This is a genomic window from Streptomyces sp. NPDC004435, from assembly GCF_042873895.1.
In the GTDB taxonomy this organism is placed as follows: Bacteria; Actinomycetota; Actinomycetes; order Streptomycetales; family Streptomycetaceae; genus Streptomyces.
Window position 1 is genome coordinate 76,955 of the sequence record NZ_JBIAMB010000004.1, and the last position, 13,349, is coordinate 90,303.

A 13,349-nucleotide genomic window follows, 5' to 3' on the forward strand; every position below is an offset into this window, starting at 1 on the left:
CCGGGCACCGCAGGCACGTCCGCAGGTACGTCCGATGACACGAGGGGCTCCTATCGGCAGACCGCCAGCGCGTCCAGCGCCACCGCGCCCTGTCCGCGCGGCAGCACCATCAGCGGGTTGATGTCGAGTTCGGCGAGGTCGCCGTCGAGTTCCAGGGCCATGCGCTGCACCCGCAGCACGACCTCCACCAGCGCGTCGACGTCCGCGGGCGGCGCGCCGCGCACGCCGTCGAGGAGGGCCCGGCCGCGCAGCTCGTCCAGCATCGAGCGGGCCTCCTGTTCGCCGAAGGGGGGCACGCGCACGGCGGTGTCGTTCAGGACCTCCACCAGGACCCCGCCCAGGCCGACCGTCACCGTCGGCCCGAACAGGTCGTCGCGGGTGACCCCGACGACCATCTCGACGCCCTTGCCGACCATCTGGCAGACGAGGATGCCGTCGAGGTCGATCTGCTCGTAGCGGGCGATGTCGGTGAGGTCGCGGTACGCGTCCCTGACCTGGCTCGCCGAGGTCAGCCCGACCTTTACCAGGCCCAGCTCCGTCTTGTGGGCGAGCTGTCCGCCGGACGCCTTCATCACCACCGGGTAGCCGACGAGCCCGGCGGCCCGGACGGCCGCCGCCGCGCTCGTCACGAGCTGTTCGCGCGGCACGCGGATGCCGTACGCGCGCAGCAGCTGCTTCGCCGCGTGCTCGCTGAGCCGCTGCCCGGGCCGCATCAGCGCCTGGGCCTTGCGGAAGGACGGGGAGGGCGTGCGGGGCGCCTCGTCGAAGGGGGAGCGGTAGCCGGCGGTGAAGCGGTGGTGGTCGAGGTAGGCCTTCACGGCGCCGACGCAGTTGGCGAAGGTGCGGAAGGTGGCGACGCGGGAGGAGCCGAGGAGGGTGGTCCGGTAGGCGTCCTCCGTCCCGACCGGGGAGCCCCACACCACGCACACCAGCTTGTCGGTGGCCTCGGCCGCGTCCACCAGGTCCTGGGCGAGCTTGTCGCTCATCGGCGGGAAGGGGCCGGTGATGGGACAGATGAGGACCCCGACGGAGGGGTCGGCGAGGAGCGCGTCGATGATCTTCCGGCCGCGCCAGTCGCCGACCGGGTGCCCGCCGTTGTCGACCGGGTTGGCGACGCGGAGGTACTCGGGGATCCACTGGTGCAGCTCGTCCTGCTTGGCCCGGCTCAGCGTGGGCAGGTTCAGGCCGGCGGCGGTCGCCAGGTCGGCGAAGTGGGCGCCCGTACCACCGGAGATCGAGTAGACGACGACGCCGTCGGCCACCGGCTTGCGGGCGCGGGCGAGGAGGGTGGCGGTGTCCTGGAGCTGGTCGAGCCCGTCGACCCGGATGACCCCGAACTGCCGCATCGCCGCGTCCACGACCCGGTCCGCGCCGGTGAGCTTCCCGGTGTGGGAGGCGGCGGTGCGCGCCCCGGTCTCGGTCCTGCCGACCTTCACCGCCACCACGGGCACGCCCTCGCGGGCGGCGCGGTCGGCGGCGAGCAGGAAGGACCGCCCGTCCTTGAGCCCTTCGACGTACGCGGCGATGGCGCCGACCTCGGGGAGGGAGGCGAAGTACGAGAGGAAGTCGGCGGTCTCCAGGTCGGCCTCGTTGCCGGTGGGCGCCCAGTGGGAGAGCCGGACGCCGAGCTCCTGGAGGGTGAAGAGGGGCCGGCCCTGGTGCCCGGACTGGGTGATGAGGGCGACGGCGGGTCCGTCGAGGTCGTCGCGGAAGCGCTCGAAGGCGTTGAGGTTGGTGTTGGGTCCGAGGAGGCGGACGCCGGTACGGCGCACGGCCTCGGCCAGCCGTTCCTGCGCGGCGGCCCCGTCGGCGCCGGTCTCGGCGAAGCCGGAGGCGAAGGCGACCGCGAACGGCACCCCGGCCTCGCCCAGCTCCTCGACGACGGGCAGCGGGTCGGCGACGAGCAGGACGGCGAGGTCCACGGGCCCGGGGAGGGCCTTGACGGACGGCACGCAGTCGATGCCGAAGACGGCGGTGCGGGTCGGGTGCACCGGCACCAGCTCCGCGCCGACCCGCTCGGCCCAGGCGAGCAGCTGCCGGGTGATGCCGGTGTTGGGCCGGCCCTCGGTGTCGGAGGCGCCGACGACGGCGACGGACCGGGGCCGGAAGAACCGGTCGAGGTCGGGGACCTCGGCGTACAGCGCCCGGCCGCTGACGTCCCGGTCGCCGGGCGCGGCGGCGTGCCCGTGGACGGCGGTGCGGGGCGATTCCCCGCAGGCTTCCACGCGGGCGCGCAGACCGGTGGTGAAGGTGCCGTGAGTCGATCCAAGCATCGTTGCGCTCCGCCCTTCCGTTCAGGACGCGTCCCGGACAAGTGACCTGACGCCTAGTCAGATTACAGAACTGACGCTCAGTCAGGAATGGGGCGGTGCGGAGGAAGCGCGAAGACCCCGCCGGGGCGGGGCCTTCGGGCACGCGTGGACGGACGGTCAGGGCTTCGGCTTCTTCGGCCCCCGGGGGCCCTTCTTCCGCTCCGGGCGCTGGGTCCGGGCGATCCGCCGGGCGATCCGCTCCGCGTCCCGGGACAGTTCTCTCAGCATTCCGCTGATGGGGTTGGTGAACCCGGTGAAATAGAGCCCGGGCGCCTGGCGCGGGCTGCGCGGGCCGCGGGTCGTGGGCCGGCCGCGGGGGTCGAGGACGTCGAGGTGGCCGACGAGGGGTTCGAGGGCGCGGCGGTAGCCGGTGGCGGCGACGATCGCGTCCGGGGTGATCCGGCTGCCGTCGGCGAGGACCACCTCGCGGCCCTCCAGCGCCTCGACGGCCGCGACCACCTCGACCTTCCCGGCCCGGATCGCCGCGACCAGCCCGACGTCCTGGACGGCGATGGCGCCCTCCCGGACGCGGCTGGCGAGCCCGGCGGTCGGGCGCGGCAGCCCGTGCGCGGTGAGGTCCGGCGAGGCGAAGCGCGCGAGGCCCCGGCCGAGCAGGTCCACGAGCGGGACCGGCAGCCGGCGGACGAGGATGCCGCTGCGCTGCGCGGGCCAGCCGGCGGTGGTGCGGCGCAGGATGTGCGGCGCGGTCCTGACGGCGATCCGGACCCGGCCCGCGCCGCCCTCGGCGAGGTCGGCGGCGATCTCGGCGCCGGTGTTGCCGATGCCGACGACGAGCACGTCCTTGCCCGCGTAGGCCTCGGGGTTGCGGTACTCGCGGGCGTGGGTGAGGTCGCCCTCGTAGCTGTCGAGCCCCGGCCAGGCCGGCACGCTCGGCGTGTGGTTGAAGCCGGTGGCGACGACGACCGCCCGGCCGGTCAGCCGCCGTCCGCCGGTCGCGTGCAGCACCCAGGTGCCGGTCCCGTCCTCCGCCCGCTCGATCTTGTGCACCTCGACGCCGGTGACGACGTCCAGCTCGTGCTTCTCGGTGTACGCCTCCAGGTAGCGGACCAGGTCGGCGCGGGCGACCCAGCGGCCGTACGAGCGGGGGATCCGCAGCCCGGGGAGGGCGGAGAGGCGTCGCGTGGTGTGCAGCCGCAGCCGGTCGTAGTGGCCGCGCCAGGAGGTGCCGACCTCCCCGGACTTCTCCAGGACGACGGCGCGGACGCCGCGGGCGCGCAGGGTGGCGGCGACCGCGAGCCCGCCGGGGCCGGCGCCGATGACGTACACCGGCTCTTGGGGGGTGGTGACCATGAATGCTGAGCGTAATGACGTGTACACGCAGTGGGTCTCGGTCCCGGAGGGATTTCGGTTGCGAAACGGTCACGCGCGCCGACCCCTTGCGGAGGCCGGGGGCGCTGCGCTGAACTGACGTACCGTCAGATATGTAGGTTCGAGGAGGCCCGCGCATGCAGACCGTCTGGCTCACCGGCGCCGAATGGCTCGCCGTCCTCCGCATCGGCCTCGGCCTGTGGTGGCTGGAGAGCTGGCGCCACAAGGACCGCGAGGGCTGGTTCGAGCGCGGCACGGGCATCGCCTGGGCGGCGGACGTGGCCTCCAAGCACCGGTGGGCGCCCGTGCGGACCGGCTTCGAGAAGGTCGTCGCCCCCCGCCCCAAGCTGATGGCGTACGTCGTCGTCTACGCCGAACTCGCCCTCGGCCTCGGCCTGGTCAGCGGCTTCCTCACCCCGGTCGCCCTGATCGGCGGCCTTCTCCTCAACCTGCTCTACCTCGTCCTGATGATCCACGACTGGGCCGAGCAGGGGCAGAACGCGATGATGGCGCTGATCTCCCTCGTGGCCCTCTTCGCCCTGTCCTGGCAGACCTGGTCCCTCGACTCCGCGATCGGACTCTTCCGATGACGGCCACCCCGGACATCGACGCCTTCACCCGCGCCTACTGGGACGCCGCCGCCGAGGGCCGCCTCCTGATCCGCCGCTGCCGCGCCTGCGCCCGCCCCCACCACTACCCGCGCGAGTTCTGCCCCCACTGCTGGAGCGAGGACGTGGTCTGGGAGCCGGCGACCGGCCGCGCGACCCTCTACACCTGGTCCGTCGTCCACCGCAACGACCTCCCGCCCTTCGACGCCCGGGTCCCCTACGTGGCGGCCGTCGTCGACCTGGCCGAGGGCCCGCGCATGATGACGGAGGTCGTGGACGTGCCGGAGGACGCCCTGCGCGTCGACATGGAGCTGGAGGTCGCCTTCCGGGCGGGCGTGGACGGCGTCGCCGTACCGGTCTTCACGGCACCTCCCTCCTGAGTACGCAAGAGCACGCGTACTCATCCCGCCTCCGTTCCCGGACAGCGTTGAGGAGCAGAGGAGTTCGTAGGATGGGGCTCCGTCGAAGGCGACGTTCCGGCGGCACGTCGGCGCCGACGGCGGGGGACGGGGGGGCGCGCATGGCGTGGGACGAGTGGGAGCAGCTCAAGGCCGGCTCGGCGCAGAGCGGTTCCGACCGGATGCGGCTGAACCAGGCGGCCTCCGTGGACGGCGGAGGGTCCGGCACCTCCGCCGGGGACCTGAGGTCGGACAAGAAGGCCTGGGCGCGGGCGGGCCAGGGTGTGAAGGGCCTGAAGGAGGGCGTCGGCCAGGGAGCGACGGCGCTGTCCGACGGCCAGGCCGGTCTGGGGGACGGTGCGAACGTCCTGAGCGCGGCGGCCCAGAAGGAGCTGTACGACTCCTGGAAGAAGTACCTGGGCGACGTGAACGGGCGGTGCGAGGCGCTCGGCGGGCTCCTGGAGGGCGCCGGCCACGACCTCGCCAGGTCCGACGAGGCGGTCCTGGGGGATCTGAACCGTCTCAAGGCGCGGTACGAGGACACCGAGGCCGTCGGCGGCCAGGCGAAGGGGAACTGACCGGACATGGACCTCGCGACGCTGAAGGCCTTCAAGCCGGCGGAGTACGAGCAGGCGGCGGACGGCTACCGGGCGGCCGGTGACATGGCGAGCACCGCCAAGGACACCCTCGACAACCAGATCGCCGCGGGCATGCGCAAGGACCGACTGGAGGGCGCGGCGGCGAACGCCGCCCTGGCGGAGCTCAAGGAGCTGTCGAAGAACTTCCACTACGCGCAGACCGAGTGCGGTCTGGTCAGTACCGCGCTGAACGGTTTCGCCTTCGACATGGCGGTGGCCAAGCGGAAGCTGGACACGGCCCTGGCGGACGCCTCCGCCAACGGCTGCACGGTGGAGGCGAACGGCTCTGTGTCGTACCCGGCGGGCCGCAAGCCCGGCGAGGAGAAGGACGCTCCCGGAGGCACGGTCGGCGGGAGCGCCGGGGGCACGGAGACGTCCGACGCGATCGAGCGCCAGGCGGTGAACATCCACCCGAACCCGCACTACGGCAAGGCCATGGGGTACGCGAACCGGATCGCCGACGCGCTGAAGGAGGCCGGCGACGCGGACGCGAAGTGGGCGCCCAGGCTCCGGGCGCTGAAGGCCGACGACGACCTGAAGGTCTCCCACCGCGACTGGACCGACGCCCACGCGGACACCGGCGGCGTCCGCGAGGCGGGCAAGGGCTACCTCGACTCCCTGCCGGACGCCCCGAAGAGCGGGGACCCGAAGGAGAACGCGGCCTGGTGGAAGGGGCTGACGCCCGAGGAGCAGTCCGCCTACATGTCGCTGAACGCGGCGCAGGTCGGCGCCCTCGACGGGCTGCCCTCCGCCACCCGCGACGAGGCCAACCGCGTCGTCCTCGCGGAGAAGCGGGCGGATCTCGAACTCCGCCTCGCCGCGATCCCCCCGGAGCCGCAGAAGGTCCTCTACGGGAACAGCTACCCGTACCGCAACCCGGCGTGGACGGTGTGGGACGAGAAGTACGGCGGCGAGCTCAAGACCGTGACCGACAACCTCAAGGGCGTGAACGCCATCCAGGCCCGCTTCGACGCGACCGGCCGGAACGGCCTGCCGGAGGCGTACCTGCTGGGCTACGACACCAAGGGCGGCGGGCGGGCCGTCGTCGCCAACGGCAACCCCGACATCGCCGACCACACCGCCGTCTTCGTCCCCGGCACGTACACGAACATCACGGAGACCGAGAAGTACATCCACCACATGAGCGAGATGTGGAAGGAGACCAGCGCCAAGGTCCCCGGCCAGAACGTCTCGACCATCACCTGGATCGGCTACGACGCCCCGCAGAGCATCGTCCCGGAGGCGATGAAGGAGCACTACGCCCACACCGCGGCCCCCGACCTGAATCGCTTCATGTCGGGCCTGGAGCATGTCCAGGGCGGCGACGACAAGAGCCACACCACGCTCATCGGCCACAGCTACGGGTCCACGGTCCTGGGCGCGGCCTCCAACGGCGGCGACCTCCGCACCGACGACATCATCGCGGTCGGCAGCCCCGGCATGCTCGTCGAGTACGCCAAGGAGCTCGACGTCGAGGAGGGCCACGTCTGGTCCCAGGCGGGCGGCTTCACCGACGACCAGGTGCCACTGGGCGGCAAGTTCGCCGGTCTCGGCCGCAACTCCGACTGGTGGCAGGAGCTGCTGCCGTTCGGCGCCGTCTGGGGGCAGAACGTGCCGTCCGACGAGAGCTTCGGGGCCAATATCATGGCCCACGATTCCGGTAGCCACACCGACTACTGGAGGGACGGCTCCCTGAGCATCCAGAACCAGGCGTCGGTGGTCGCCGGGCAGTACGACAAGGTGCAACGTGACTGACATACGGAACGCGATCGGCCGACGTGCCGTCTCCGGCCCGAGGGCGCTGGCCCTCGCGGCCGCCATCGCGTCGCTGGCGGCGCTGACTGTGGGGTGTTCGGACGTGAAGGAACTCGACTACACGCCGGTCCGGATGGACCCGGACCCGGCCCGTGCGAAGGCGCAGGAGGTTTCCAGCCGCCTCCTGGAGCTGACGGGGATCAAGGGCAAGGTCACCGAGCCGGGCCCGAGCGTCTCGCGCTGCTCCGAGTACGGCGAGGACCTGTTCTCCACCTCGCACCCCTGGTCCGTGTACGCCCTGACCGACGCGCAGGTCGACAGCGGCATGCGGAGCCTGCGCGAGAAGCTCGGCGAGCACGGCTGGAAGATCACCAAGGACGGCAAGGCGAACTCCCAGGCCCAGGACCCGGAGATCTACGCCGAGAACAAGACCGAGCAGTTCGCCGTGCACGTCGTCGCCATGAAGGACGGAGGCAACCAGACCATGCTCAACTTCAAGGTCGTCTCCGCCTGCTACCGCGCGGCCTCCGCCGCCGACCTGGACGGCGAGTACTGACGCGGACGTGCCGCTGGAGGTCGCCTTCCGCGCCGGGGAGGGCGGGGTCCCGGTCTTCGGCGCCGTGCGCCCCTCGCCGACGGGTCGGTGAGGGGCTCACGCTCCGGCGGTACGGGCCGCGGGCCCGGTGCCGCTAGTACAGGTCGCGGTACGTCTGGAAGCCGTTGCCGATCTTCGCCCGCGCGCCGATGCCGGCGCTGGTGCCGGTGCCCAGGTAGCGGTAGAGGTCGCCCGAGGCGGTCACCGCGAGCAGGTCGGCCCGGCCGTCGCCGCTGAGGTCGCCCGGCGCCACCAGCTTGCTGTACGCGCCCCAGCCGCCGCCGAGGCGCAGCCGGCCCGCGAACGGCGCCGTCGCGGAGCCCGTACCCCGGTACAGGTAGAGGCTGCCGGAGCGGTCGCGCGCCACGATGTCCGCGCGGCCGTCGCCGGTGTGGTCGCCCGCGCCGACGATCTGGTCGTACGCGTTCCAGCCCGCACCGACCCGGACGCGGGAGGAGAAGCCGGTGCCGGCGCCGTTGCCCCGGTACAGGTACAGCACGCCGGACCTGTCACGGGCGAGGAGGTCCGACTTTCCGTCGCCGGACAGGTCGCCGGGGCCGACGAGCCGGTCGTAGACCTGCCAGCCGCCGCCGAAGTCCTTCTTGGTCGAGGTGCTGACGAGGTGGCCCTGGTGGACGAACAGGAGGTCGGGGATCGTGTTGCCGTCGAGCGCGTGGGCGAGCGTCATCAGGCCGGCGGCCGCCCAGCCGCCGGTGTCGCTGACCTGCTCGCGGGGGGCGAGCCTGCCGTTGTTCAGGCCGCGGTGCCAGAACAGGGTCCCGGCCTTGTCCCGGCCCATGAACAGGGTCTTGCCGAGGGACGGGACGTTGCCCGCCCCGCCGAACTGGTCGACCTTGTTCCAGGAGGTGCCGGCCTGCGCCCGCGCGGTGAACGTGCCGTTCCCGCGGCCGTAGTAGGCCCACAGGGTGCCGTTCAGGTCGCGCGCGAACAGGTCGGCGCGGCCGTCGAGGTTGCGGTCGTCGACGGCGACGATCTGGTTGTAGACCTGCCAGCCGGTGGCGAGGGCCTTGCGCGGCTTGAACGGCGCCCGCTTGTCGCCCGTGCTGCCGTAGAAGTACACCTGGCCGGCCGGGGTGCGGGCGAGCACGTCGCCCCTGCCGTCGCCGTCGTTGTCACCGAGGCCCACGAGCTGGTCGTACGCGCCCCAGCCGGGGCCCACCTTCACGCGGGCGGCGAAGGGCGCCGAGAGGGTTCCGGTCGCGCGGTAGAAGTACAGGTCGCCGTTGTACTGGCGGGCCATGACGTCGGCCCTGCCGTCGCCGTCGACGTCACCGGGCGAGAACACCTTGTTGTAGATGTTCCAGCCGTAACCGGTCCAGCTGAGCGTGGACCCGCTCTGGGACGCGTGCGAGTACAGGCGCAGGGCGCCGTTCGCGGAGACCGAGAGCAGCTCGGGCCCGACCCCGGCGTCCTGGTGCCCGAGCGGGACGAGGTCGAGGTCGGTGGTCGTGCCGGCGGTGGCGAACTCGAGGTGCGTCCCGCCCTCGGACGGAGCGAGGTAGGTGAAGCCGTTGCGCGTGCGGTGGATCAGGTCGGTCCTGCCGTCACCGGTCACGTCGAAGCGGGCCTTCGGGGCGCCCGACACGTCGGCGGCGGCGCGGGCCGTGCCGGCGGGCGCCGGTTCGCTGAGCGTCGGCACCGCCGTGGTGTCGGTCAGCGGCCGCCTCAGGTCCGGCACGGGGGCCGATCCGGCGAAGGCGGGGGACGCCGGCAGCATGCCGGCGGACAGGGCGAGCGCGGTGCAGGTGGCGACGCGGATGGCACGCCCGGAGAACGCGAAAGGCAAGGATCCCCCCTGGGGAAACATGGAGACGGGCCGGAAAAGGGCCTGTGGCATCCCCGCGCGACCCTGGAATCGGGTCCGTGCGGAGTGGCGGCACCCCCCCGGATGCGTGGGCGGATTGTACTGGCAAGGATCTTCGAGAGTGCAACTCGTTTTCGAGCCCTGCCGGATCCCCCGTGGACTAGAGGGCGCCGATGTTGCGCCAGAACTGGCTCGCGTAAGCGACGTCGCAGGTGAAGGTGTGCACCGCGCCCGGGTTGTAGGACAGGCATTGCCCGCTTCCCACGTTCTTGATCTGCCGGCCGGTCGCCGAAGAGGTCGCGAACTTCCAGGACTGGGAGGCCGCACCGTTGCAGGCGGCGGTCGTGGCGCTGAATCCGCTGCCCTCCAGGCACTTTCCGGTCTTCTTGCTGACCAGCCGGAAACTGCCGTCCGCGGAGGTCCGGTAGGTCCAGGAGAAGCCGGACGTGCTCGTACTGGGGCCGCACTGCAGCGCGTAGACCCCGGCGCCGTACCCCGGGTCGTGGTCTGCCAGGCAGTTGCCGGTGCTCCCGTTCTCCAGCGCGTACGTCCCCCCGGACCCCGATCCGCCCCCGCCCGACGTCGGCTTCGGGGTCGGCTTGGGCGTCGGCTTCGGTGCCGGCGGGGCCGTGGTGGGCCGTGGGGCGGAGGTCGGCGGGCGGGTGGTCGTACCGCCGGAGGACGAGCCGCCGGAGGTGCTGGACGAGCCTCCGGACGAGCCGCCGGAGGTGCTGGAGGAGCCGCCCGAGGAGCCTCCGGAGGAGGACGAGCCGCCGCCGGACGCGGTCCCGCCGCCCCCGGAGACCGCTCCACCCCCGGAGACGGCTCCGCCCCCGTCCACGGGCGGCGGCGGAGCGCCGGGAGCGGGCGGGGAGCCGGGCGGCACGGAGGACGCCGGCGCCGACGGCTTGCCCGAAGGCTTCGCGGACGGTTTCGCGGACGACGGCGGCTTCGAGCCGGGCGGCGTCACCGAGGACGGCTGCCCGCCCGGCGGGTCGATGACCGAGGTCGGGGAGGCGGAGGGCCGGTCCTGCGCGTCCGCGCGCCACTCGTACGGGGCGAGGGTCAGCGTCAGCGTCGTCCCGGTGGTCACCACGACGGGCACGGCCATCATGACGAGCCGGTTGCGCCGCTTGCGCTCCTTGCCGTCCCCCTGCTGCCCGGAGATCACGTACGCGGGGCCGGTCGCCGCCGCCTGCGGGGTCAGCGGGGCCGTGGCCACGTCCTGCGAGGGGTCGGCCGCCTCCAGCTCCGCCAGCGCCTCCTCGGAGGGCGCCCCGGCCGCGAAGGCGGCACGCTCGGCGATCCGCGCCGCCACCGGCTCCGGCCAGGCGACCCCCGCCGCCCGGGCGTCCGCGTGCCCGACGAGCTCGGTCGCGGACGGCCGGTCCTCGGGGTCCTTGGCCAGACACGTCCGTACGAGGTCCGCCAGGTCCGGGTCCGTCTCCGTGAGCCGCCCGAAGTCGGGCTCGCCGTGCACGACCCGGTAGAGCAGGTCGTGCCCGGACCCGTCGCCGAACGGCGGCCGTCCGTTCGCCGCGTACAGCACGAGGCTGCCGAGCGCGAAGACGTCCGCCGCCCCGGTCAGCTGCTTGTCGGCGACGGCCTGTTCGGGCGCCATGTAGGCCGGCGTGCCGATGATCATGCCGGTCTTGGTCAGCCGGCTCTGGTCGGCCGCCCGCGCCACCCCGAAGTCGATGAGCGAGAGCCCGCTCCCGGTCAGCATCACGTTCGACGGCTTGAGGTCCCGGTGCACCATCTCGGCCGCGTGCACCGCCCGCAGCCCCGCCGCCGCCTCCCGCAGCAGCCGCCACAGTGCTTCGGGCGGCAGGGGCCCGTTGTTGAGCCGCAGCGCGTCGTTGAGCGTCACGCCCGGGATGAACTCCGTCGCGAACCACGGCGGCTTCGCGAGCCGGTCGCTCGCCAGCAGCTTCGTACTGGCCCCGGCGGGCAGCCGCGCCAGGTTGTCCAGCTCGTGCCCGAAGTGACTGAGGAAGTCCTTGTCCTCGGCGAGCGTCGGCAGCACCCGCTTGACGGCCGCGTACGTCCCCGGGACCGCGCCCAGGTACACGCGGCCCATCCCGCCGGACCCGAGCACGCCGAGCAGGCGGAAGGCGCCGATACGGCGCGGGTCGTCCGCGTCCAGCGGCATCGCACCGCTTCCGACCAAATTAGAGTGGTTTTCCAATTCCCCCTGCATGGGCCACAGGGTAGCCCAGGGCGATCGGCATCTGAATCGGCGTCAAGCCGTTGTTACGCGGCTGTGGTTGAAGTGGCCGGAAGGGTGCGGTGACGTACGTCCGGAGTTCTTCCCTCCGCCACCGGCGGCCCCGACCCTGGACCCATGCGACCCGCCCCCGGCGACATCGTCTACGCCTACCGCAAGCCGAAGCCGCCCTCCCGCCGCCGCTTCAGCCTCCGCCTCGGCCTCCAGCACCCCGTGCTGCGCCTCGACCCGATGTCCGTCACGGACGAGCACGGCGACGACTGGATCGAGGTCCTCCCCGTCCCGCACGGAGCCCTCGACACCCGCCTCGACCCGGACGCGGTCCTCCTGATCCCGGTCGTGGACGTGGTCGGCCACAAGGAGACGCTGCCGGCGGAACTGCTGGACGTCGTCCTGGACGTCATGGAAGACGGAGAGCCCCCCTGGCCGACGCTCAGGGAGGCTCTGCGGAGGGGCCAGAACGGCTCTACGCCCGCGAGGTGACCGCCACGAAGGCCGCCCAGGCCGCCGGGGCGACGGCGAGCTGGGGGCCGTGGGGGACCTTGGAGTCACGGACGTGGACGGTGGTGGGGTGAGCGGCGACCTCTACGCAGCAGGCGTCCTCGTTCAGGCTGTAGCTGGACTTCCGCCAGTGGTAGGCGACCTCGATGCAGTTGCCGCCCTCGCCGCTGCTGTAGCTGCTCTTGAACCAGGCCAGATCGGTGGTGCTCATAGCTCTCCCAGCATCTTCTCGATCAACTCCAGGGACTCGCGGGGCGTGAGTGCCTGCGCCCGGATGATCCCATAGCGATCGGAGTACACGTGCACCTCTTCGGGCGCTGTGATGAGGCGGGGGTGCCCGTAGATCTCGGTGTACGCGACTTCGCGGCGCCCAGGTGGCGTCAGGAGGGTGAAAGCCCCGTCGAGCGAGGGATGTTCCTCCCACCCGAGTGGCATGACTTGGAGGTGGACCGTGCGTCGGTTCGCGATCCGCGCGATGTGGCGCAGTTGCTCGCGATGGACGTCCGCACCGCCCGTGGGGCGGCGCAGGATCGCCTCCTCCAGCACGAAGCTGATCGTCGTAGGCGGCCACTTGTCGAAGATCGACTGACGGGCCAGCCGGTCGGCCACCCACTTCTCGATCGTCTCCTCGTCCCAGACCGGCCGCCGGTGGCGCATGACCGCTCGTGCGTACGCCTCCGTCTGCAAGAGGCCCGGAACGGCCTGGACCTCGTAGTAGTGCAGCGCCACCGCACTCGCCTCCGCAGCCGCGAAACTGCGAAACCAGTCCGGGTGCCGCACCCGCGCCCGCGCGATCGCCCTCTCCGTGTCCTCCACCGCCGCCGCCAGCACACCCCCCGCCCTCAGCACGTCCTCCGCCCGCAGCAGGAACTCCGGCTGTGGCGTCCGTACCCCCCGCTCCATCGCGGAGACGAGGTCCTCGCTGCAGTGCGTGTCCGCCGCGAGTTGCGCCTGACTGAGGCCCGCGTTCTGGCGCAGCACCTTCAGGATCTTCCCCAGCGCCTTGAACAAGTGCGCCGTACCGTCCACTTCGGAGGGCCGCTCCGGCCGTTCCTCGTGCTTCCCCGACATCCGTACCGCCCTCTTGGCGTACCCGTACAGTTACCCAGCGTCGTGGCGTCGCTGCTGGTCAGCGTAGGGCGGCGGGGCCACTCTCGACGT

Annotated in this window: 12 protein-coding genes; 6 read left to right on the forward strand and 6 right to left on the reverse strand. The window is 72.5% G+C overall.

The window, feature by feature from the left end; genetic code table 11:
- Window positions 1–50: 50 nt before the first annotated feature.
- Together ACFYT9_RS08150 and ACFYT9_RS08155 are read right to left on the reverse strand one after the other, a co-directional pair.
- Window positions 51–2,273 carry an acetate--CoA ligase family protein gene (locus ACFYT9_RS08150; RefSeq protein ID WP_387271613.1) on the reverse strand — a complete coding sequence of 741 codons (2,223 nt, stop codon included), beginning with the start codon at window positions 2,271–2,273 and terminating at the stop codon, window positions 51–53.
- Between the two features lie 156 nt (window positions 2,274–2,429).
- On the reverse strand, window positions 2,430–3,623 hold the full coding sequence (locus tag ACFYT9_RS08155; RefSeq protein WP_389161755.1) for a flavin-containing monooxygenase: 1,194 nt from the start codon (window positions 3,621–3,623) through the stop codon (window positions 2,430–2,432).
- Window positions 3,624–3,778: 155 nt separating this feature from the next.
- Between ACFYT9_RS08155 and ACFYT9_RS08160 the strand changes: the two genes are divergently transcribed.
- The 5 genes from ACFYT9_RS08160 to ACFYT9_RS08180 all read left to right on the forward strand — a co-directional run bounded on the left by ACFYT9_RS08160 (window position 3,779) and on the right by ACFYT9_RS08180 (window position 7,596).
- The gene (locus ACFYT9_RS08160) at window positions 3,779–4,231 is read left to right on the forward strand and encodes a DoxX family membrane protein (protein ID WP_389161757.1); all 453 of its coding nucleotides are present in this window, start codon (window positions 3,779–3,781) and stop codon (window positions 4,229–4,231) included.
- Window positions 4,228–4,629, forward strand: coding sequence for a Zn-ribbon domain-containing OB-fold protein (locus tag ACFYT9_RS08165; RefSeq protein WP_389161758.1), 402 nt, complete (start codon window positions 4,228–4,230; stop codon window positions 4,627–4,629). Before ACFYT9_RS08160 ends, ACFYT9_RS08165 begins: the two co-directional genes overlap by 4 nt.
- A gap of 140 nt (window positions 4,630–4,769) precedes the next feature.
- The gene (locus ACFYT9_RS08170; protein ID WP_389161760.1) at window positions 4,770–5,225 is read left to right on the forward strand and encodes a hypothetical protein; all 456 of its coding nucleotides are present in this window, start codon (window positions 4,770–4,772) and stop codon (window positions 5,223–5,225) included.
- A gap of 6 nt (window positions 5,226–5,231) precedes the next feature.
- A complete protein-coding gene (locus tag ACFYT9_RS08175) occupies window positions 5,232–7,040 on the forward strand; it encodes an alpha/beta hydrolase (RefSeq protein WP_389161762.1) in 1,809 nt (602 codons plus the stop codon).
- Window positions 7,033–7,596: a hypothetical protein gene (locus ACFYT9_RS08180; RefSeq protein ID WP_387271625.1), complete on the forward strand. Its 564-nt coding sequence runs from the start codon at window positions 7,033–7,035 to the stop codon at window positions 7,594–7,596. Before ACFYT9_RS08175 ends, ACFYT9_RS08180 begins: the two co-directional genes overlap by 8 nt.
- Window positions 7,597–7,729: 133 nt before the next feature.
- Here the strand turns inward: ACFYT9_RS08180 and ACFYT9_RS08185 are convergent, their stop codons facing one another.
- Together ACFYT9_RS08185 and ACFYT9_RS08190 are read right to left on the reverse strand one after the other, a co-directional pair.
- On the reverse strand, window positions 7,730–9,442 hold the full coding sequence (locus ACFYT9_RS08185; RefSeq protein WP_389161764.1) for an FG-GAP repeat domain-containing protein: 1,713 nt from the start codon (window positions 9,440–9,442) through the stop codon (window positions 7,730–7,732).
- 178 nt (window positions 9,443–9,620) lie between these two features.
- A complete protein-coding gene (locus ACFYT9_RS08190) occupies window positions 9,621–11,612 on the reverse strand; it encodes a protein kinase (protein ID WP_389161766.1) in 1,992 nt (663 codons plus the stop codon).
- A gap of 192 nt (window positions 11,613–11,804) precedes the next feature.
- Between ACFYT9_RS08190 and ACFYT9_RS08195 the strand changes: the two genes are divergently transcribed.
- Entirely contained in the window at window positions 11,805–12,170 is a 366-nt protein-coding gene (locus ACFYT9_RS08195) for a hypothetical protein (protein ID WP_389161767.1), read from the forward strand.
- On the opposite strand, the gene ACFYT9_RS08200 is transcribed toward ACFYT9_RS08195, so the two are convergent.
- Window positions 12,154–12,399: a DUF397 domain-containing protein gene (locus tag ACFYT9_RS08200; protein ID WP_389161769.1), complete on the reverse strand. Its 246-nt coding sequence runs from the start codon at window positions 12,397–12,399 to the stop codon at window positions 12,154–12,156. The genes ACFYT9_RS08195 and ACFYT9_RS08200 overlap by 17 nt on opposite strands.
- Entirely contained in the window at window positions 12,396–13,259 is an 864-nt protein-coding gene (locus tag ACFYT9_RS08205; RefSeq protein WP_389161771.1) for a Scr1 family TA system antitoxin-like transcriptional regulator, read from the reverse strand. Before ACFYT9_RS08205 ends, ACFYT9_RS08200 begins: the two co-directional genes overlap by 4 nt.
- Window positions 13,260–13,349 lie beyond the last annotated feature (90 nt).

Bases quoted from the DNA above. Each gene is read 5' to 3' on its own strand.
- ACFYT9_RS08150 (WP_387271613.1), bottom strand. From the start codon at position 2,273: ATGCTTGGATCGACTCACGGCACCTTCACCACCGGTCTGCGCGCCCGC.
- ACFYT9_RS08155 (WP_389161755.1), bottom strand. From the start codon at position 3,623: ATGGTCACCACCCCCCAAGAGCCGGTGTACGTCATCGGCGCCGGCCCC.
- ACFYT9_RS08160 (WP_389161757.1), top strand. From the start codon at position 3,779: ATGCAGACCGTCTGGCTCACCGGCGCCGAATGGCTCGCCGTCCTCCGC.
- ACFYT9_RS08165 (WP_389161758.1), top strand. From the start codon at position 4,228: ATGACGGCCACCCCGGACATCGACGCCTTCACCCGCGCCTACTGGGAC.
- ACFYT9_RS08170 (WP_389161760.1), top strand. From the start codon at position 4,770: ATGGCGTGGGACGAGTGGGAGCAGCTCAAGGCCGGCTCGGCGCAGAGC.
- ACFYT9_RS08175 (WP_389161762.1), top strand. From the start codon at position 5,232: ATGGACCTCGCGACGCTGAAGGCCTTCAAGCCGGCGGAGTACGAGCAG.
- ACFYT9_RS08190 (WP_389161766.1), bottom strand. From the start codon at position 11,612: ATGCCGCTGGACGCGGACGACCCGCGCCGTATCGGCGCCTTCCGCCTG.
- ACFYT9_RS08195 (WP_389161767.1), top strand. From the start codon at position 11,805: ATGCGACCCGCCCCCGGCGACATCGTCTACGCCTACCGCAAGCCGAAG.
- ACFYT9_RS08200 (WP_389161769.1), bottom strand. From the start codon at position 12,399: ATGAGCACCACCGATCTGGCCTGGTTCAAGAGCAGCTACAGCAGCGGC.
- ACFYT9_RS08205 (WP_389161771.1), bottom strand. From the start codon at position 13,259: ATGTCGGGGAAGCACGAGGAACGGCCGGAGCGGCCCTCCGAAGTGGAC.